Raw genomic sequence first — 22,015 nt, 5'->3', positions numbered from 1 at the left:
GCTATTTCTTCAATTCCAGGTTCTCTCTATCCCAGTTACCCGTATTGGCCGATGCTATATAGGTAGATTCTAAAAATGACATCAACATGGCTTCGGGGTCTTTGGCTTGACGTACATCGTCATATTTAAGGAAGTACTCTCCCATTTCTGGACTCCAAAAAGCTTCAGCAGGCTGTACTTTTTGGTTTGCAAATGCTGCTGGAGACGGGTAACAATAGGAATAAAAAACAGGCATGGGTGAATCATCGCTGCCGGGCCAGAAGCCAGCACTGCTCACTTCATGCGAATAGGCTTCTTGCATTACCGACAAAGGCATATTGGGCATTCCACCTTGGTGCAATGGAGCCTTACGCCCAGAAAAGCGAGTAACAGCCAAATCGAAAGCGCCCCAAAAGAAATGCACGGGACTGCATTTGCCAATAAAACCACTTCTGAATTTTTGAAATACATTATGTACACTCACGGCAGCTTGCCAAAAGTCTTGTACACTTTGCTTGTGATAAGACTTGTTGGTGGTGTTCTCTGCAAAAGGGATGGCTTCTGCCAATTCATTGGGTGAGGCGTGAATAGCTACATCGATTTTCAAGGCTTTGAGCTTTTGAAACAATTCTCTGTAGAAGTCGGCTACGGAGCGAGGGAATAGACCAATCACCTCGTTTTGGTTAAAAGTAGAAGAAATGATCAACTGATGATTCTCGAAATCAAACTCTATTTCGAAAATGCCATCTTTGTAGGGCATTGGGCCTGTACTAAAGCCTCTGGCGGTGATATAAAGCGTAGCGTGCCATGAGTGATTTTGCCAAGGCATGGCCCTAAGCCGTATTTTACCCACTATCTGCGTCCACTGATGAATGGTTTTCACCGTGTCCTTCCAACTGTTATAATCTAATGCTGGCCAAGCATGATCGCAGCCTTTGATGATCGTGTTCATGGGGTGGTGGTTTATTTTTGGTCTGTTATATCAAGTTAATGCATTATTTGTACTCACTTATCTTTTTTAGCCTCTGTGTGTACACAAAGTAAATGACCGCTAGCTCCACGGAGTGTCGGTTCATGACACTTCCCTTCCAACAGACAGACTCTCACGGTTTCGTTTTGCAAACTTCAACCTCAGAGTGACGGTATATTTTTATCGTCATTCTGAGGAAGAGTATTTCGCGATAGAGAAATAATCGACCGCAAGAATCTGTCAGTTATTTGGCGCTTACCTCTCTAGACAGACTCTCACGGTCTCGCTTTTCAAGTTTCAACCTCAAGAGTGACGCTTAATTATATCTTACTTATTCCCCTCCATCACCTCTGGTCCTACTCTCTTTTTATCTGCGTTAGGAATTCCTTCTTTCATCCATAATGGAGCTTCAGCGCCTTTTAGGTAATGGTCGAAGTATTGCTTCATACGGATTTGAAAATCCTTCTGGTTATCTTCTTTGGCCAAATGATGCGGTTCATCAGGATAGGATAACATAATCACTTCTTTGTCCAGCCTTCTGGCCGCGGAATAAAACTCCAAACCTTGGTTCCAGTCCACAGCACCATCGGCAGTACCATGCAAAAGCAAGAAAGGTGTTTTGATGTTTTGTGCATGAAATAATGGAGATTGGTCTTGGTACAATTGCATATTCTCCCAAGGACTAACGCCCATTCTACCTTGAGACCATTCTAAAATCGGCCCATTCAAACTACCCGACTGCTTGTAAGCAATATTGTACATACTGATAAGGTTAGTGAGTGGCGCGCCAGTCACAACCGCTGCAAACATATCGGTTTGGGTGACTATAAAGGAAGTCTCGTAACCTCCCCAGCTATGCCCTTGTAAACCAATTCGTTCAGGATCAGCATATCCCAGCTTAATTACTTCTTTGGCCGCACTGGTAACATCGTCTAAAGCAGAAGAACCAGGCTTACCTTCATCAAAAACGATATCAGGCATTAACACCAAATAACCGTTGCTGGCGTAGGTAGACATGTGTGGTCTGTCGTCATAAGTCGGCATAGAATACTGGTGGTGGCGCTGTGACATTTTCTCATAGAAGTACATCACCATTGGATATTTTTTGCCTGGCTCATAGTCGGCAGGTAAGGCCAAAGTAGCTTGCAGTTTGTTACCACGTTGATCAGTATAGTCTACTAAAATCCTTTTCCCCCATTTGTAATTGGCTTGTTGTGGATTGGCATCTGTGATTTTCTTCGGGTTTTTAAATGTCAAGTCAGCTATCCAATAATCAGGGAAATCCACAAAGGTCTGTTCTGTGTAAATAAGCTTATTGGCATCTTTTGCCTTGGTTGGTCTTCCAATCATATTGTCCTCATAGCGCAATACGTTGGGTTTCTTACCCATTTCTACTGTGTAATAGCCCGATTTCTTTGTCCATTCGCCATAAGCAGACAGCAACAAGGGTTTGCTCAAGTCATAGTCGTCTGCTTCAGGATCTAGCTGTGCCAGTCTGAACTGAATTTCTTCTTGATCGCCCATCCCTTGTGTTATGTTTTTGGCTTCGTTCGAGTTTAAAGAAATGGCCCAGAGGTCATATCTATTATTCAACAGCAGCCACTTACCATCTTTAGACCAGCCTGCGACACCATAAGAAGGCTTTTCCACAGGCGTATCATAATCTACGTTTTGAAAGCTCACACCAGCTTTGGCCGTCATATTGGTCGTTTTTCCTGTTCCGAAATTGTAAGCGAATACCTCGCCTTCTCTTGAGAAAACCGTCCATTCTCCATTGGGCGACATTCCCAGTTTCCAATACAACCTTTCAGTTATCAACTTCTTTTCCCCTGTGCGTGTGTTGACGCTGTAAATGTCTGCATAGTTGCCAGGGATGTTCACGTCATTACGATACTTAGTATTATTCTGCCCCACAGCCCATTGGCTTTTATCACTGTAACTCACATTGGGCATGTCTTCATTTTCCAATTGAATGAATTTCTTATTTCCAAGGTTTAACACAGCGGTATAGGTAGACCTACGATCTCTACCCGACTGCACCATTTGCACAGATTGCACACGCTCATCTTTCCAATGCCATACATCTACATTGGCTTTCAACTCATCGTCTTTTTTCAATTCCTTTGTTTGCTCCTTCACTCCAAAATAGAGTTGTGTGCTATTTTCATTCCATGCTAATCGACCATACTCGCTGATCACCATGTTGTTAGGGAAACTTGAGTCTGGTGAGTAAGTATTCTCGCTATTGAGGGCTGACATGCCTGAAGCAAGGTTGGAAGCCCAATAAAGGCTGTTATTCTGTTCTACATTGCCTTTTTCGGTGCTGCCGTACAATACAGCCAGTTGGTTTCCTTCTTCATTCCAAGTCATTTGACTGTAAGTAAAAGCACCCGTATGTAGCGGCCAAGAGCGATTATTGCTCAAGTCGATAATGTACAAGCCATTACCGTTGTCTCCATCAGCGTCTACCAAATAAGCGAAGAGCGTTCCTTTTTCATTGAAGGCATAGCTGGATACGTTACCAATATTCAGAGCTTTATCACTTTTCAAATTCTTAAGAATAAGGTCACTTCCTTTGTGTTCCGCTTTTCTATCACCTGGGTTTTTCTGTATGGCGATATAATTAGAAGCTTCAGAGAAACTGTAACCACTGGTGTTTTCAACTGTCAACACCGTGTTTGAGGCTAGGTTAAATAACTCAAGTGTACTAGTACTCGGCTGCCCTGCTTTCTTTGATTTTTCTGGAACATCAGTAAGATAGGCCACCCATTGATTGTCCATGGAGAAATTCACTTGCTTTCCGTTGATGGCACTGCGTACGGTGTCACCATCTATTTTTCGGATATGAAGGCGAGAATCTCCATCATTTGGAACATAAGAATAAGTCATCCAAAGCCCGTTGGGCGAAATGGAAGTATTCCTGATGCTGTTCCATTGACCATAATCGTCAAGCGATAAAGCTTTCTTTTCTTGACTGAGGGCTACTTGACTAAAAAGTAGTAAACCATAAAGGAGTGTGTAAAAATGAGGTTTGAAGAATTTTTGCATGACAAAAGCGCATTTAAGGTTGAATGAGAAGGTAGCTTCTCTAAAAGTTAATGGTGATGTCGATCAATATACAGTTTATCCTTATGATTTAGAACTGTACTTTTTTGGGGGATATGTTTTTTGATGTGAGTGTCAAGTAACGATGAAACCGCAAAGGGCACGAAGGAGCGCATTTTTTTTTTATTGAGGTCATCCTGAGCTTGTCTCAGGATCCCTATGCAATGACAACTGTCTAAATCAACAGCTACTGAAACACTCTGGACCTTCGGAGCTGGATGACTACTCGAACCGTCATTACGAAAAATTATGGAGCTTCGGGGCTTGCAGCATGACTTAAATTCTAGGTTTGAGCTATTACACAAGCTTAAGTGAAAGGATTTAGACTTTGATTTAGCTTAAGAATGAATCTGTAACAATGCTCAAATCAACCGAACTACCCGATTGTCGATTGGGAGTTTTATTTAACAATCTGAATTTGCAGATTTCAGATTTGTTTCACTTAAGTTTCCTATGGACAATCAGGCAGTCAGCTGAATTAACACATACTTCTATACTCTACTTTAAAAGTTTCATCTAAAATTCTCTACAAACTGAATAGATTTTTTAACACTGGTTTCAAGTGCGGCATAATTGCCATGCTCTACAACATCCTTGGTAAACAACTGAGAGCCTAGGCCTACGCAATGCACTCCAGCCTTAAACCAAGCCGATAAGCTTTCTTCCGTAGGTTCTACTCCTCCTGTTGGCATAATACTGGCCCAAGGCAATGGGCCACGAGCTCCTTTTACAAAAGAAGGACCTCCTACAGATCCACCAGGGAAAACTTTAACCACTTCGGCACCAAGTTCATGCGCTAGTGATATTTCAGTTACACTGCCACAACCAGGCGACCAGGCCACTTTTCGTTTGTTACAAATACGAGCCATTTCCGCATCTACAATAGGCGATACTATGAAATTAGCTCCGATCTGAAGGTAAAGTGCCGTGGTAGCTGCATCAATGATTGAACCTATACCAAGCATCATCCCTGGCAGTTCGGCCAAGGCATATTGATTGATCTCAGCAAATACTTCATGGGCCATATCCGCTCGATTCGTAAATTCAAACACCCTAACTCCACCATCATAACAGGCTTTAAGTACCGATTTGCATACTTCAAGGTCAGGGTGGTAAAAGACTGGAACAATTCCAGTCTTATACATACTTGTTGTTACTTCTATTCGTGTAAAATTTGCCATTTCAACGGTTTATTCTTCCTACAGACTTGCTGTTCATAAAATGATTAATCTCTTTCTCAGATGCGATATTATAGTCGCCTGGGACGGTAAGCTTTAAGCTTGACGCTGCCAAACCAAAATCTAGGGCCATTTGCTGATCTTTATATTCAAGCACACCATGTAAGTATGCGCCCATAAATGAATCGCCACCACCAATACGCTCTACAATAGAATTGAGGTCATAGACCTTACCTGTGATAAAATTGCCCTCGTGATAAACTACACCTGACCACCTATTATGGGTAGCGTTGATGGTTTGGCGAAGCGTAGTGACGACCGTTTTAATATTCGGAAACTCAGCTACCAAAGCCTTACTCACAAATTCATGGCATCGCTTACCAAAGCCTTCAACCTCTTGATAATCTGCTTCTGTAGGTTCTATTCCCAAATAGTTAGCTACGTCTTTTTCATTTGCTAGCACTACTGTAGACATTGAAATGAGTTCTGGCATAACGCTTTTCGGATCCGCTCCATACTTCCAGAGCATCCCACGATAATTAAGATCGCAAGAAATAGGAATTCCCATCTTATGTGCAACGGTTATCGCCTTCAGGCATGCCTTGGCAGTTCCTTCAGATAATGCAGGCGTAATGCCTGTCCAGTGAAACCAGTCGGCTCCTTCAAGAATGGTTTCCCAGTCAAAGGTGTTTTCATCAATCTCACTGAACGAAGAGTTTTTGCGGTCATAAATAATTTGACCGCCTCTTACAGAGACACCGCGTTCGAGAAAGTAGATGCCCATTTTTTCGCCAGAAAATTTGACATCATCTACATTTACGCCCCATTTAGTCACCTCACGAATGGCAGTATGACCTATCATGGTATCTGGCAACTGCGTTACGTAATGTAGTTTATGCCCCATTTGGCTTAAACTAATGGCAGTATTGGCCTCAGCCCCACCGTACACCACTCGATAAGTATCTGCTTGTGCAAACCTGAAATTTCCCGGAGGAGTCAGGCGCATTAATAATTCACCAAAGGTTACAATTTTCATTCTTTCTAGTAAGAATTAAGAGAAGGCCAAGCCTCCATTAATATCAATATTGGTTCCCGTTACAAAAGAGGTAGCGGAAGATGCTAAACAAGCTACTAAATTAGCAACTTCTACCGCTTCTCCTTCTCTTCTTAATGGTGTACCATTGGCTACATTAGTTCTTACCTGATCTTTAGTGAAAGTATCATGGAAAGTGGTAGCAATCATGCCTGGGCAAAGTGCATTCACACGAATGTTCTTTGGTCCTAATTCTTTCGCCATTGAACGCGTAAAAGTCATTACTGCACCTTTGGCTGTTGAATAAGCTGAAGCTCCAGGTCCACCGCCATCTCTACCTGCCTGTGAGGCAAAGTTGACAATAGAAGCACCTGATTTCATATGCGGAACAGCTGCTTTGGTCATAAGGAACACAGAAGTCATGTTCAATTTCATTACAAAGCTGAAGAAGTCTTCGTCCATTTCTTCAATGGTTTTTCTAGCCACTAAACCACCTGCTACATTTACCAAAACATTGATTTCATCTCCATAAGCTTTGAGCGTTTCGGCTACAACTGCATCCACATCAGACGATTTAGTCATGTCGCCATGAACAATCATAGCAGTACCACCTAACGATTCAATTTCTTTCAATGTATCTTCCGCTTGTGCTTTGTTATCAAAGTAATTGATCACCACACGTGCACCTTCTTGTGCTAATTTAATTGAAACTGCGCGGCCAATGTCTCTTGCCCCACCTGTTACTATTGCTACTTTATTCTTAAGAGTCATATTGTAATTGTTTATTGTTAATCTTTTTAATTGTATTTATTGAATAGGCTTGATTTCTTTTGCAAACCAATACACTGCTCCCACACCCAGAGGAACAAAAACAGCGATCATAATGAAAACTGGTGTGTAAGAATAATCGGATATTACGGGTACTAAAAAGTTCATGATAAAGACCGAGAAGAGCCCGAAAGTACCTCCTAGTCCTGCAAGGGAACCACAAGATTTCCCACTAAAAAGGTCACTTGCTAATGTTTGGATATTGCTGATAACAAACTGGAACCCGTAGAGCACTAGGGCTACAATGAGTACAAATTTGAGCGCAGTATCTGCAAACAAAATGGTCATAATTAGTCCCACGAACATGATGATTCCACCAATGAGTATCGTACGCTTACGGGCCTGATCTACACTGGCCCCACCTAACATTAATCGACCAGCAAAGTAACCTCCAGAGAGACTACCCAAGGCTGCACCTACATATGGAACCCAGGCGAAAAAGCCAATTTCCTTTACATTGAAGCCATAAACGTCTGCGAGGTAAATTGGCATCCAGCCTACAAACAACCACCAAATCGGTTCAATGAAAAACCTAGAGATGAGTACTGCCCATGAAGCTCTGTGAGATAAAATTTCTCTCATGCTCAAGCCTTTGCTGTCTTCAGCATTGTCCGCTTCAGACTGCCCATTCTTTATATACGCCTTCTCCTCTTCGGTAATCCAAGGGTGACCGTTGGGTTTTGCCTTATTGATTAACAACCAAGGAATAATCCAGATCAGGCCTAAAACTCCGATCAGAATAAAAGTGACTTTCCAACCGTAGGCAATCCAAAGTATAGCGATAAGAGGCGGAGCAACCACAGAGCCTAATGCAGCACCCGAGTTGAATATGCCCTGTGCCATTGCCCGCTCCTTTACCGGGAACCATTCTGCGTTACTTTTTACAGCACCCGGCCAATTTCCTGCTTCTCCCAATCCGAGTATTACACGGAATGCTGAGAAAGAGAAAATACCTTTTGCCATGGCGTGCATCATAGTTGCAAGGCCCCATACAGTAATTGAAACGACAAACCCAAAACGGGTACCAATCTTATCGAACATTTTACCAGACAATGACTGTCCTATGGCGTAAGCCACCATAAAGACATTCAGAATCAGTGCATAGTCATTTTTGTCCATGCCCAGATCTTCTGAAATGCTTGGCCACATAATGCTCAATGCAGATCGATCGATGTAATTAATTACTGTAGCTATACCAATCAGTGATATAATCCACCACCTAAGTCCTTTAACTTTCATGTTGGATGTTTGAACTGAATAAATCGTCTCTTATTGGGCTGAATACATCGATCAATTCGCCTTTTTCTAGACAAACTGCTCCATGATCTACATGAGGTGGAATGTAAAAACCATCTCCCGCTTTTATTACTTTCTTCTCGATACCTACCTGAAGTTCGAAAGCACCACTCACCACGTAAGTCACCTGGCTGTGATGATGCTCATGCACCTCTCCTATGGCTCCTTTTTCGAACAGTACTCTGGCCATCAATATTTTATTGTCATAGCCCATAATCTGCCTTTTTAGACCTGGCCCCACATCTTCCCATTCCAGTTCATTTCCAAAAAGAAATTCTTTGCTTGCAAATACCTTTTCCATATTTATTTCTGATTTCTTGATTGATCGAACAGGTGAAAACTGCCTTTCCAGACAAACTTCTCCCCGTTCTGTACTACTTCGTGTTTTGCTTCCGCAGCATTGTCGTTGTTGGATATCGCGAATACCCATGATTCACCATTCTTATGCGTGAAAGCAACCAATGAATACTGTTCGTCATTTCTCAAAATTTCCAGTTGTTGGACCTGACTATAAGTATTCGTGGCTATTTCCGATACAGTTGAATAGGCACCATGTACTTCTAAAATGCTGGCAAAAAGCGTATTACCAGTTGTTGTTCTCCTTGTAATCAAGATTGGGTCGCGTCTGAGGTTGAACTCAGGGTCTGTGGCTCCCAGCCTTGCATGAATCATTTTGTCTTGCGCTGTTGAAACAAATGATTGGGTGTAGAATCGGTTCTTATTAAACCAACTCACCTGACTTGTTCCCTTTGTTAAAGGTACTTCTGCTTCGTTCCAGAGGTGTTCATAACCATCTGAACTTCCCAGTTTTTCCATAGATTCATGGATTTCAAAGTCAAAGCTCGTTTTCATCAGTTGACCTTGGTATAGTAAAGGCAAATCGTAATCGTTTTGTCCAGTCGTTGTTACTCTGAAAAGATCGAGTAGAATTGGGTTTTCAAACGATGGATTCTTGATCATCACCATGCTGCGATGCAAACCTGTGTTTTCATAAACCTGATTATTCTTAGCACTGACAACCATTAGGTTTTCATCCGTGCCGCTGAAAAGGTATGGCTCACCATGGTATTTATCTGCTTCGGTAACATTTCCACCAAATTGTGAAGCGTTATTGATGACGAGTGTATTATGTGCAACGGTTTGTTTTGCCCACGTTTTGTTTTCGTTCAAGTAACCACCTCCCGATTTCTGCTCAATGTTCACCCATCGTGCTGCGCCATAATCCTGAATGATTTCATCACCATTCAAATAGTAGAGAAAAGAAAGTTGATCGAAGTGACCGTGCCCCATGCCATGTTTGGCATATTTCATCACCAAGGTCAGTTCATCTTCATTTGCATATTGTCTGAGTATTCCTACCCCTCCTTCATCTCCATTTGGCCCATCCGTAAACTGAATACTTGGCTTAACAAAAGGTTTTACATTCACTTTTTCTAAAGCCAACGCAGCTTCTAGCCCTGCGTCATCCAGCGATACTTTGCCTTGGTCGGCAATGATAGATAACAGCGCTTCATCCTTATTTCCGTAATGAAAAGCTGTGCTAACAGCGGTGATCAATTCTCTTGAGTAAATGGACATCCCTTTCTGCGCATCGTTGATAGGAAAGAATTCTCCTTCTGAATTGGTTTGATACAACAATGCATATACTGCATTGATCAACAATCCATTGCGATGTTCAAAAATTTTAAGATCGGGTCTTTTATTGGCCAGGGCTTGTGCGAAGATCAGAAATGGATACATCGCATATCGTTGATAATAAGGCCCCTCTGTAAAATAACCATCAGGTGAGAAGGCGAAGTCGATTTGGGCAATAAAGCCGGCCTCTTGTTGCCCTTCTTGCAAAATAGAGCCCCCATCATTATCCACTTGTGTGAGCCTTAAGTCTGAAGATTTTAAACCATATAAGGCCCTTTGAATGAGTTCTTCATCATCCATCACCAAACCAATCATACCTACAGCGGCATTCGCCCAAGTACTGTGATTATGAATTCTGTTGAAGAATTGCGGAGTTTCTACAGAGAGAAAATCAGCCATTGGCCTAAACAGCTTCGAGTTCAAGTCATTTCTTTCTTCTTCCGAAATCCAATCATAAATACAGTCGTAAGCCTGACTTACATAAACGAGCCAGTTCGCATCATTCAAACACTGCCAAAAGAACTTACCTGGGGCATATGATCTGTCGGATGGATGTCTGTCAAAGGTTGGAAACAACAAAGCATAGGCTTTCAATGTTTCATGAATATATCGGGCATAATCTTCGTTTCCAGTGACCTGAAATAATACACCGGCTTTCTGAAGCATGAAGAAATTTGACTTGTGTTGCTCGTGGGTATAGCCCCCGGCCAAATCCTTTGGCATAGGTACTTTTATCCCCTTGGCCATGTATTCATCAACCTCTTTCTGAACCTCATTTAAAGACGCACTGAAAAGCGGAGACTTAACACCTTCTTTCCGCATTTGCTCCACTCCGGCCTTGGTAAGGATGAGTGAAGGATGCTGCGCTATTAGAAAGTGTGCAGAAAAACAGCCTAAAATGAATATGATAATTCTTGCTTTCAATCTATTTCTATTTAGAGATTGTATTGCTCTCTGATTTGTACTCATTGTTATTCGATACAATACCACCTGAATTTTTCATGGTGTTGTTCTTAATCATCGTAACTGGCTCTCCATTAGTGAGGTATAGTGTCAAAGGCGCACTACTCGTCCAAACATTATTTTCAATGCTCAGGTCCTGAACCCCATGGAACAATAAAGAAGCGCTGGTTTTATTACGGTCGCCAAGGCCAGTGTCTTCGAAAGTGTTTCCGCTCACCGATACAATTGGGCCAAAGGTGCTTTCATCCGTTCCGCCTCTGTAGATATTGGCGATGGCTCCTTGAATTTTTGAAAAACTACTGTTTTCAATAATCACATCTTCAACATTATAGATGCCGAGATCTTCCACTTCTCTATCGAGAGAGAAAATAGATCCAGTCACATTATTAAAGTGTGAATTGGAGATCAAGAGCGTATCTGCCATGGTGTGTTGAGCAATCTTAAGGAAGTTGAAACTGTGGTTGACATCGAGATCAACTATTTCACAATTCTTCACAAAGAGCTTATAGTTTCGATTCATGGAGTATTTGCTGGTACTTACCACGCTGTTGCCTGGTTCGTCTGGAGATTCAGCTCCGTCAATTTTGATATTGTCTAGCTCAAGTCCACCTTCATTTTCTATATGGAAAAATGCTGATTTTCTCGATTTTATGACTGGCTTAGCACCTGCTGGAGCTTTGATCGTGATCAGGTGAGTTATTCTAAAATCCTTTGTAATGAGGTAGTCTTTTCCGTTTTCTAGTTCCAGTACATCTCCTTGCTTACTTTGCTCAAAAGCTTCAAGCAAAGTATTTGTACCCGGTGCTACTTTAATCACCTCACCAGTTCCAAATGTTGCTTCTGGGCCAGATTTAGGGTAATAGCTGGCCCCTGTTTCTTCTTTCGACACGGGAAGAATGATTTTTTCCATACCTATTTTGGCAAGCAATGCTTGGTCAGGCACTAAAAGACCTTCAGCGTTAGTCGTTAGGCTAAATGGTACTTTGGTGAAACCTGATTTAAATGGAACCTCAGCGTTGTCATTAATGATATTGCCTTCGAATGATATGCCTGAAACATCATCATACACTGTAAATGGGTTGAGGTTGGTTTCGCTCATGATAATATTATTATTAAAGCTAGATCCTATTGGAACAGCGGAACGTTCTTCATCACTACCCGCAGCAAGTTGAATGTGATCTGAATTAACGACCACGTTTCCTTCGATTTTAGAATCGACAACTTGGTTGTAACGATTGATGGGTGAATTTGGAACACCATTCATGACCACTAGCGCACCTCTAAAACGATAGCCTGTAAGTCCGCTGAGGTAGTTATTTCTTACTGTTTGGTATTCGTTAATCACTCTAATACCACCTGTATTCGATTTTCTGTTTCCTAAAAAGTAATTGCCTTCCACCAAAGTGTACTGACCGTGTCTCATGGTGAGTGTTCCCCTACTCTCGAAAAACACATTGTCTTTATAGGTGTTATTTCCAGATTTATTGGAGATCGTTTCATGTTCTCCGTTGGTACGGTCAAAATAGTTATTGCTCACCATGGTGCGAGAAGCGGTGAGTGAATAATGACTCGTTCCAATTCTTAATGTCTCGCCACCATTTGAACCTAGGTTTTGACGTGGGCCGAAATAATTATAGTCGATGAGGTGATTGTTTTCACGACTAGCTTCTGTATTGAGTCGCACAGCCATGGTTACTCCTTGATTTCTTTTTCCGATTAAGCTATTGTGGTCGAATCGGTTGTTTTTGCCATACATCGCTACCCACAAATCTGAATCGAAGCGCTCGAAGGTGTTATAATTGTCAATTACACAGTTGGTTACTCGGCTGTTGTTGGCCAAATCCTCACTTGATGTTCTAAATGAAATTACTTCGGCAGTAGGCGTAAAACCATTTCTGAAAATCAAACCTGAAACCTCGAGAAACTCTCCTGATAGGCTTAAGTTAGACTCACCTTCTATAAACACTTTACCCGGTGTTTCTGCACGTAAAACGATCATCTGATCGGCTGTGCCCACTCCTTTAAATTCAATTTCAACATCTTTCCAAACTCCGTTGGCCATTACTATCTCGGTGCCCGGCTGAGCATTAGAAATGGCTTGTTCCAATTCGATGAAATTCTTAACAATACTGTTATCTCCACAGCTGGTTAAACCGATGGTTAGGATAACTGCTAAGGCGACTAATTTTAATTGCTTCAATGATTTGTACATATGTTAAAATCAGGGTCTCCAACTTGGCCGAAGCCCCTTTATGTTTATGAAAAGTGAATTATTTTTTCGTTTTTATTAATTCAGACTAATTATGCGATACTTGCAGGCTATAATACTTTACCATAGCCTTTGCTCCTTTATCATTCGTTTGAAAGTAGTTACCGGCCTTGAAGTAGTTTTCAAAAACGCCCCACTTTTCAATGTGTTCGCTATCGTAAACTATCCTTTCGTATTCGTTGAGTACTACTTCTAGTCTACCCTCAGATACGATGACCTCTAATGTGAATTTTCCGAAACCTACATCTTGGCTGAAAGTGTGTCCATTGTCATCAATCCAAGCATCTTTTTCGAGAATTTCAGTAGCATTGGCATTCAGGTTTTGCAATACTTTCGTCTTTACCCTCACCTTTCGGTCTTGCCAGTAAATTTTTAGAATGGGTGGAGCATCATTATCATCTCTGCCTAAAAGGTCTCTTTGTTCATTTGAAAGCCTTCCGTGAATTTGCATAACGATGACTTTATGATACTTGCCATCTGAACTTTTAGTAACATCAGAAACAGCCAATTGCCCTTTCATTATTCCACCTTGGGCGAAAGTCCAATTCACACTGTTACTACCTGGAGTCATCTGCTCTCTAAGTTCCGTACGCGGATAACTACTGTTCTGAGTAGTCACACCTCCTGGAAAGGCATAGAAAACCAATGAACCATCGGTTGAATCATTGTACATATAGGGTTGAACCATTTTGTCTTTAGCGTAAGCCAAAATCTCAGGAGGATCAACTTCAATAGGTTTAGAATCACCCACTGGAAGGGTTACTTTCCAGTGGGATAAGTCTACATTCGGCAACTTATATTTTGCCATAGAACCATCAGGATTTACAAGTCCTTTTTCTGCACAACCACTTACGATTGTGAAGCAAAATAGCAAGACTAGCATACCATATGTTCGTTGCGTATTCATTAGTCGTTTACGATTGTAAATGAGTCAACACGTGCTTCAGCTCCTTGATTGGTGCCATAAATCACAATCTGAGTGTTGTCACCAGAATTAAAGGACATAGAAGCTAGCACATAAGAACTAGCATCAGTTTGGTCATTGAATGATTCTGATACTATTTCTGTGGTTCCGTCAGAAGCTAAAATAGCCATAGTGACAAAGCCTGCTGGGGAGGTTTTCAAAGTGTAATAGAAAGAAAGAATATAATCACTATTTCTCTCTACTGTGATCACTTGAATGATCTCTCTGCTTCCGTCAGCAGGCAGTTTAGCTGCCTTTGCCCCTGAATGAACAGGGCTAGTGGTAATTTGTAAAAGTTTACTTCTGTCTCCATTAGGGTTAGTCCAATTGTCTCTATAATCATCTGAGCCCTGAATATCGAAACCAGGGTTGAGTATCACTGGTTCAAAGTCGTTAATTGGTTCTACCACTTCTACTGTAGTAGTAAAGTCACTTGTGAGGCCGTTATTATCTGAAGCTGTTAGTTTTACACTATAACTACCAACAGCAGCAAAAATATGAGTTGGATTTTTCTCGGTAGTTGTACTTCCATCACCAAAATCCCATGCATAACCAGACGCACTAACAGATAAGTTGCTGAATAATATTTCCTTATAATCCCCATCAGAAGGTGAGAAAGAGAAATCTGCAGACGCTGGGGTTAAATCTATGATACTGCCTTCTCCAGGTAGTTCTTCATCACATGAAATAGTAATGAACACCAGAAACAATATTGTAATGAGCCCAGATAATCCAGCCCTGTATGACTTTGTTCTTTGATTAAGTTTCATGATTTACTTTTTAAAATTTGTGAACATGAGATTTCAAATTCAGATAACCTTGCACTTCGGTTGCTGTACACAATCCCAAGAGCAAAGTATCCTATACATTGAGGTGTATTCTAATTTTAGTAACCTGGGTTTTGAGTTAAAACTCCAAAGCTCGTATCGATTTCTCTTTGCGGAATTGGCAATAGCAAATCCGTTGCAGCAAAATTATATCCTTCACTAACCGCGAAGGCAGACAATACACTTTCGGCTACTCCGAAACGCATCAAATCGTATAACCTGTGATTTTCAAAAGCCAACTCCACTCTTCTTTCTTTCAAAAGCACATCGCGAGTCAATGTTGCACTACCGTCTAACGGCAGAGTACTTAGCCCTACTCTATTTCTGATCGTATTGTAAGAAGCTATTGCATCTATATCATTAGTTGAACTACTTCCAGCCATGATGGCCTCGGCATGCATCAGATATACGTCAGCCAATCGCAATACAATCCAGTCATTTCCGCAAAGCCTAGCATCATTAGAAGTGGTCATAAATTTACCTACCTCTACACTTACATTTGGATTGAATAATGTACCTGACCTTTCAGTATCTAATGGATCAACAGATGCAATGAAATCGTTTGTGATATAGTTCAAGCCACTGGCTTGTCCACCTGCCGTCATTTCAAAAGAGAAATCTTGGCTTTCATTGGCATTATCGTTTAAGAACTGAATGGCGAAAATAATTTCAGAATTCAATTCAGAGTAAAATACATTGCGATAGTTATCCACCAATTCGTAATCAGTGCTGGTCAGTAGTTGACTTAATAAGGTTTCAGCTGCAGGATAATTCTCTGCTGTTAGTTGAACTTTTGCCAACAAAGCAGCAGCAGCGCCACTAGTGGCTCTACCTTCTGCAATTCCTGATCGAGTTGGTAATTTACCCATTGCCTCAGTAAGGTCTGCTATGATAGCAGCAAGAACGTCAGCTTGTGAATCACGACTCATATACTCAGTATCGGTTTGAATAATTACTCGATCTATGTAAGGAATGGCTCCATAGGCTCGCAATAGATTGAAGTGAGCAAGTGCTCTCACAAATTTCGCTTCCCCCTCATATTGAGCTCTCTGAACATCATTGGTTACTACATCAAGGTTTTCAAGCACCTTATTTGTTCTGAAAATCACGTTGTAATAACTTGACCAATAACTAGAAACAGTCAAATTGGTAGGCTTAACGTCAAATTCTTGAAACTGAGCCCAATCACCCTCACTTGATTTAGTTCGGGTGTTATCTGAACGCATTTCTGTGATAGCAAATTCGCGCTGCACAACATTCTGAAGTCCATCGTAAATAGCAACTACTGCTGCATTGATCTCATCAGGTGTATTGTAAAACGCATTATCACCAATGGTCGAAATGGGCTGTAAGTCAAGCTGGTCTTTACATGCTGTGAAACAGAAAAGTATAATCACTGTCAACACTATTGTATATATTTTTTTCATAGTCTTCATGATTAAAATTCGATATTTAAGCCAACTGAGTATGTTCTGTAAAGTGGTGCAGCACCTCTCTGATATCCGTAAGTAAGTGGGCTATCCAATCCTTGGTTAATTCCTTCAGGATTCCAGCCTTCATAACTCTTAGACATTTTATAGATCAGGTTTTGACCACCCACATAGATTCTAGCACTTTTCAACCCTGAGCGCTCAAGTACCTTGAAGGGTATTTTGTAGCCGATATTTAGGTTTCTCAGAGCGATATAAGACGCATCCTGTATATCATCACTAGTGTATATTCTTTCACGAACCAAGTCTGTATCTGGGAAAGTCGACACGTAATCTTGTGCCGAGGCGAACTCATTATAGATGTATTGTGAGTCAATGTTTCTAACCTCTGCTCCTTGAGAACCTTGGAACATAAGACTGAAATCGAAATTTTTGTAAGTCAAGTTGTTGGTAATGCTCCAAATAAAATCTGGAAAAGGAGATCCCAAAATTGTACGATCGTCAGTATCGATTACACCATCACCATTCAAATCTTTTACATAAATATCTTGGCTTTGGCCAGCAATCGGATAAAATGAATCATTGATGTATTCTGGAGTGATTTCGTGACTTACGACATAACCGTAGAAAGATGAAATAGGGTGTCCCTCAAGAGCAATCCACTCTGCTGGTCTCTTTTCATCCACAACACTAATAAGGCCATTGGCTCCTGCAAAATTCACCAATGTGTTTTTGTTGTGAGTTAGAATGGCTATCGTGCTCCACGAGAAATTTGAATTGCTATAATTATTCGAACCAAATTCAAGTTCAAATCCCTTATTCTCTACCTCTCCAAGATTCACAAGTGCTTCGTTAAATCCTGTTATTGAAGGAATTGGCTGATTCAAAAGCAAATCCTTACTCTTTCTTACATAGTAGTCAAGTCCCAAGCTTAATCTGCCGTTTAAGAAAGCCGCATCGATACCTGGGTTTACTTCTACTAGTTTTTCCCAACGTAAATCAGAGTTAGAAATATTTGCCACGTTAAAACCTGTGATTACACCACCATCTAACACAGCTCCAGCTGGTTCAACCAAACCGATATGCGCATACCTACCAATACCTGAATTACTTCCTGTTTGTCCGTAGCTAAAACGGAACTTCAAATCTGAAATAACATCACTATTTCGAAGAAAATCTTCTTCTGCAGCTCTCCAGCCTACAGATACAGCAGGGAAAACGCCATATTTATTATCAGGGCTAAACTTTGAACTACCATCAGCTCTTGCACTTAAAGAAAGTAAGTACTTATCGGCATAAGAATAATTGAATCTACCGAAGAAAGATACTAGAGATTCTTCAAATTCAGCAGTTCCTGCACCTACAACATTTGTTGCAGGAATCGTTTGAATATAATCGAAGTTGTAACCTGCGGCTTGAATACCTGTGGTCTGACCATCATACTTTTCGTAAGCAAAACCTACCACAGCACTTAAGCTATGCTTATCAAGGTCTTTAGTATAGTTGAAAGTATTTTCACTTACAATATGTGTTTGAGAGAGTGTTGAAATGCTCGACTCTGAATCTGAAGCACCGTTTCTACTCGCTTTAATTCCAGTCCAGTTTTGGTATTTTCTATAACGAAAATCTCCACCGAAAGAAGTTTTGAAAAAGAGATCGTTTGTTAAATTAAATTTTAAGAAAATGTTTGAAAATATTTTTGTCTCTGCTTTTGTGTTTTCTCTTTCCAACACTTTCGCTAAAGAAGATGCATTCGAAGTGGTACTAATAGTTGTACCTCCTGAAGCTAATGATATTCCATTGGTTAAATCATAATTGTCAAACATACGTTCCATGGCGTAATCCCCTACTTTGGCATCAGCCCAGCGTCCGTTTTCACGGAGTCTGTTTACATACTGAATGTTATTTTCATCAAGATAAAGGGGTAACCAAGAGGCACTTCTCATGGCGTCATGAAGTCCGATGGGAAATCTTCTCTGATTAGTAAAGGAAGGGTTTAGCGTTATTCCAAATTCTACCTTCTCGTTCACCTTAGTAGTCATGTTCAATGAGAAGTTGACTTTATCGTATTCATCAGTAAGTAATACTCCTTCGTCTTTCAAATAACTAGCTGAGGCTCTGTATTTGGTAGTCTTTGTCCCCCCTTTTACGGATAAACTGTGGCTATTAATGATACCTCCATCATACATTACATCTTCCCAATCTGTGGAAGTGCCGAGTAACTCAATGTATTTTAACTTTTCAGTCAGCTCTCCATTGTTGTTTTCTCTCACCCAACTACTCCAATCATTAACATTTGATAGTACGTCATTCTTTGGAACAGATTTGAACCCAACATAAGTGTTATAAGAAAACACTGTAGGCCCTTCTTTTCCTGATTTTGTGGTAATCATCACAATTCCATTTGCTCCACGAGATCCATAAATGGCAGCTGAGGCAGCGTCTTTCAGTATTTCTAAAGACTCCACATCGTTCATGTCGATATTGCCTAGGTAATCACTATCTACAACAAGACCGTCAACCACAACAAGTGGGTCGGAAAACGAAGAAATTGAGCCTGGCCCTCTAATACGTAATGTCGGTGCTTCACCTGCAGCAGGATTTGTTTGTTGAATATTCACGCCTGCCACTTGCCCCACTAGAGCGTCATCAACACGAGATAACGGAATTTGATCAAGCTTTTCGTTAGTAACCTTGGAAATCGAACCTGTAACAAGTGATTTACGCTGTGTTCCATAACCCACAACTACAAACTCTCCAAGTTCTGTTGTTTCTTCATACATGGTTACGTTAACCTGTGTTTGATTATTCACTGAAACGATAAGCTCGGTGTAACCGATAAAAGTGAAGCTGAGGACTTCACCTGTATTCGCTTCAATGGTAAATTTACCATCAGCATCAGAAATAGTTCCTTTTTCTGTCCCTTGAACTCTGATAGTAACCCCAGGGAGCGGTAGACCGTCATCTGTGACAACCTTTCCTGCTATTTTGTCGCTCGTTTGCGCGAACGATGGCATAGAGACTACTAGAAAAACTAGCACTAGCATTATGCTTTTTAATACGATACTCCGTTTTAAACGGGAATCGAGTGAGTGAAAAATTTTCATTTTTTGATTGTTAGATTTCAAAATGTTGAACGCAGATTTGCAGGAACGACATTAGAGGGGGATTCCGGGAAATATTTTTTACATTTGCCCTTAGAATTTCCTCCTACCTATTTCGATACCGATCGCCAAATTGATATTTCGAAAGTGGTTTGGAACATTCCTACCGATTATGGATTGGCCTTTTGGCTGATCCATTTTTTTTTAACAACTATTCATAGTGATGAGCGTTTTTTAGTTTGGTCATTTGGTTCTTAGTTTACTTAGAGCTTTTTCGAGAAATCCATCAGGTCTTGCAAATGCTGATGCATTGCTTGTTCAACTCCCAAAACATCCCGATCCTTAATTTTGGCAATAATCAGTTCGTGTTCAGTGATAGCCCTTACTGACCGGCCATCTCCACAAACATCATGTTGTTTGAAGTAGCTTAGAATATCTGGCGTGATGATGAGCATGAGTGACTTCAAAACTGAATTCTTGCTCGCTTCAGCAATTTTCAAGTGAAACATCACATCTTCCTCTACAGCCTCACTTCCATCCAATACTGCTTCTTTATAAGAGATCAACGAACTCTCTAAAGCTGCAATGTCTTCATCAGTACGTCTAACAGCGGCAAATTTTGCCGAGTTACATTCCAAAAGAAAACGGGTTTCAACTAGCGAATGGAAGTCTGTACCCTCTAATTCGAGTACATCAGTAATCAAACCTTCCAAAGCCCTGATTCCAAAACCTGCAACAATGGTCCCACTTTGAGGAAGTGTCTTGAGAATGCCATAGAACTCGAGTTTTCTAATTGCATCTCGCACATTTGTTCTTCCAATACCAAAGCGTTCGCTCAGCATCCTTTCAGACGGAAGTTTGTCACCGGGTTTTAATTGTCCTGAGGAAATTAATTTCTTAATCTGATTGATGATTTTATCAACCGGTTTCTCAATGACTATTTCTTTGAAATTATTTAATAAATCGATTTCCATTCTTAACTAGTTTACCAACAACTGGTCGACCAATTTAAAAGGAATAAATTAATATAAAAAGAAATGAAGTAGGAATTACGAGAATGGACAGTTGAAAAACCCTATATTTTAGATTGTTACAGAATAAAAAGTGTCATTCTGAGCCAAAAGCAAAGATTTATGTCTGTCAAAATTTCTTTACAATAAAATCAAATTATTCCTTGTTTGTCTTGAAGATGAACCTGATGTCTACGATTCCTAACCTTCGGGGCATAGTGACCTCAACTTTGAGGTAGGCTCTACTTCCCAGTTTTCACCTTTTCATCCGACTTCTCCTTTTTCATAACAATGGTGCGATACGGGAATGGAATTTCGATGCCTTCATTATCGAAACGTTCTTTGATACTTTCGAGTACATCAATTCGAAGCTGGAAAGCATTTGTGAAGTTAGCAGCCCATGCCCATGCCCTAATGGTTACGGAAGAATCGTTCAGTGTAGTAAGTGCTACTCTCACCTTCGGTAGGTCGTTGGCTAAATCTATTTCGGAACGGTTATCAAAAATAAGAGGGTGATTTTCGCATTCTTGCTGCATGATACTTTTGGCCAGTTTCACATTGCTATCATAGGAAATACCAATTTCTATATGCTCACAGCACTTCTTTTCTCCCAAATCATAATTAATTAGCCTTTCCTTATTGATGATACTGTTAGGGATAACGATCATCTTATTTTCAAAATTCCTGATCACCGTATGTCGTAATGTAATGTCTGTGACGGTGCCTACCATGTTGTCGGTCACCTTGATGATGTCGCCAATTTTAAATGGCTTAAAGGAAATAATAAAAACACCCCCTACTAGATTTGATAAGGCTTCCTGCGAAGCAATACCTGCAATAATGGCTATGACACCTGCTCCACCCAATGCGGTTTGTGCTACGTTCTGAAAAGAAGGAATAGCCAGGAGACCGAAAAATAGACCGAAAAAGTAGATTCCATATACCGCTACATACCTTAAGAACTTTAAGCTCGTAGGGTCTTCATGTTTGTTTATTTTTTTAGTAATGCTCTGCTTAAACCATAAATTTACTGACGTTGCACCAACAATGGTACATACAGATAGGAAGCCTAGATAAAAAATGAATCTAAAATCAGTAATGAGAGATTCGCTGTGAGTCAGATCTGGGAAGATATTGAGTAGTGAAAGCACTCCTAAAACTAACCAAAGAGCATTCAGAATTCTTTTGATAAAATAAACAGGCTTAGTGATTTCGCCTGAAAACCTCTTTTGTTCCTTTTTAATGAGCCATTTGTGTAAGAGGTTGGTCAGGTAGCGTAACAATACAACACTGACTACTACGAGAGCCACATACATCAAGTCACCCTGATATTTTTGAAAAAATTCTATCATTACAATCTAGTCATGAATTTAGCTTGCCTACTTTGTTTCGAACATTAAAACATGGCAAGATAAATATTCCTA

At 40.7% G+C, this 22,015-nt stretch carries 16 protein-coding genes; 1 reads left to right on the top strand and 15 read right to left on the bottom strand.

Annotated features, from left to right (window positions below; genetic code table 11):
• Position 1 precedes the first annotated feature (1 nt).
• The 13 genes from AWN68_RS14775 to AWN68_RS14715 all read right to left on the bottom strand — a co-directional run bounded on the left by AWN68_RS14775 (position 2) and on the right by AWN68_RS14715 (position 19,584).
• Positions 2-931 carry a DUF5996 family protein gene (locus AWN68_RS14775; protein WP_068417272.1) on the bottom strand — a complete coding sequence of 310 codons (930 nt, stop codon included), beginning with the start codon at positions 929-931 and terminating at the stop codon, positions 2-4.
• A gap of 345 nt (positions 932-1,276) precedes the next feature.
• Positions 1,277-3,997 (bottom strand): prolyl oligopeptidase family serine peptidase, encoded by a 2,721-nt coding sequence (locus AWN68_RS14770; RefSeq protein WP_068417269.1) that lies wholly within the window; start codon positions 3,995-3,997, stop codon positions 1,277-1,279.
• Between the two features lie 569 nt (positions 3,998-4,566).
• Entirely contained in the window at positions 4,567-5,235 is a 669-nt protein-coding gene (locus tag AWN68_RS14765) for a bifunctional 4-hydroxy-2-oxoglutarate aldolase/2-dehydro-3-deoxy-phosphogluconate aldolase (RefSeq protein WP_068417267.1), read from the bottom strand.
• Between the two features lies 1 nt (position 5,236).
• Positions 5,237-6,268, bottom strand: a complete 1,032-nt coding sequence (locus AWN68_RS14760; protein WP_068417265.1) for a sugar kinase — start codon at positions 6,266-6,268, stop codon at positions 5,237-5,239.
• A gap of 15 nt (positions 6,269-6,283) precedes the next feature.
• Entirely contained in the window at positions 6,284-7,036 is a 753-nt protein-coding gene (locus AWN68_RS14755; protein ID WP_068417262.1) for an SDR family NAD(P)-dependent oxidoreductase, read from the bottom strand.
• 36 nt (positions 7,037-7,072) lie between these two features.
• Complete coding sequence (locus tag AWN68_RS14750; protein ID WP_068417259.1) at positions 7,073-8,332, bottom strand: MFS transporter; 1,260 nt, start codon at positions 8,330-8,332, stop codon at positions 7,073-7,075.
• Positions 8,322-8,690: a cupin domain-containing protein gene (locus AWN68_RS14745; protein WP_068417256.1), complete on the bottom strand. Its 369-nt coding sequence runs from the start codon at positions 8,688-8,690 to the stop codon at positions 8,322-8,324. The genes AWN68_RS14750 and AWN68_RS14745 overlap by 11 nt, the downstream gene beginning before the upstream one ends.
• A 2-nt stretch (positions 8,691-8,692) precedes the next feature.
• Positions 8,693-10,948, bottom strand: coding sequence for a heparinase II/III domain-containing protein (locus AWN68_RS14740; RefSeq protein WP_172796073.1), 2,256 nt, complete (start codon positions 10,946-10,948; stop codon positions 8,693-8,695).
• A gap of 7 nt (positions 10,949-10,955) precedes the next feature.
• The gene (locus AWN68_RS14735) at positions 10,956-13,199 is read right to left on the bottom strand and encodes a polysaccharide lyase 6 family protein (protein WP_068417253.1); all 2,244 of its coding nucleotides are present in this window, start codon (positions 13,197-13,199) and stop codon (positions 10,956-10,958) included.
• 85 nt (positions 13,200-13,284) lie between these two features.
• Entirely contained in the window at positions 13,285-14,064 is a 780-nt protein-coding gene (locus AWN68_RS14730) for a polysaccharide lyase family 7 protein (protein ID WP_245658018.1), read from the bottom strand.
• A 98-nt stretch (positions 14,065-14,162) separates the two neighbouring features.
• Positions 14,163-14,990, bottom strand: a complete 828-nt coding sequence (locus AWN68_RS14725) for a PKD domain-containing protein (RefSeq protein ID WP_068417251.1) — start codon at positions 14,988-14,990, stop codon at positions 14,163-14,165.
• Positions 14,991-15,106: 116 nt separating this feature from the next.
• Positions 15,107-16,474 (bottom strand): RagB/SusD family nutrient uptake outer membrane protein, encoded by a 1,368-nt coding sequence (locus tag AWN68_RS14720; RefSeq protein WP_172796072.1) that lies wholly within the window; start codon positions 16,472-16,474, stop codon positions 15,107-15,109.
• An 11-nt stretch (positions 16,475-16,485) separates the two neighbouring features.
• Positions 16,486-19,584: a SusC/RagA family TonB-linked outer membrane protein gene (locus AWN68_RS14715; RefSeq protein WP_221405732.1), complete on the bottom strand. Its 3,099-nt coding sequence runs from the start codon at positions 19,582-19,584 to the stop codon at positions 16,486-16,488.
• Between the two features lie 3 nt (positions 19,585-19,587).
• Between AWN68_RS14715 and AWN68_RS14710 the strand changes: the two genes are divergently transcribed.
• Positions 19,588-19,839: a hypothetical protein gene (locus tag AWN68_RS14710; RefSeq protein WP_157716245.1), complete on the top strand. Its 252-nt coding sequence runs from the start codon at positions 19,588-19,590 to the stop codon at positions 19,837-19,839.
• Positions 19,840-19,844: 5 nt separating this feature from the next.
• On the opposite strand, the gene AWN68_RS14705 is transcribed toward AWN68_RS14710, so the two are convergent.
• Positions 19,845-20,555 carry a FadR/GntR family transcriptional regulator gene (locus AWN68_RS14705; RefSeq protein ID WP_068417244.1) on the bottom strand — a complete coding sequence of 237 codons (711 nt, stop codon included), beginning with the start codon at positions 20,553-20,555 and terminating at the stop codon, positions 19,845-19,847.
• Positions 20,556-20,833: 278 nt separating this feature from the next.
• A complete protein-coding gene (locus AWN68_RS14700; RefSeq protein ID WP_068417243.1) occupies positions 20,834-21,943 on the bottom strand; it encodes a mechanosensitive ion channel family protein in 1,110 nt (369 codons plus the stop codon).
• Between the last annotated feature and the right edge of the window lie 72 nt (positions 21,944-22,015).

It is taken from the genome of Roseivirga echinicomitans (genome assembly GCF_001592935.1).
In the GTDB taxonomy this organism is placed as follows: Bacteria; Bacteroidota; Bacteroidia; order Cytophagales; family Cyclobacteriaceae; genus Roseivirga; species Roseivirga echinicomitans.
Note: the sequence above shows the minus strand (reverse complement) of the source record. Positions and strands in the feature narration are given on the sequence as shown.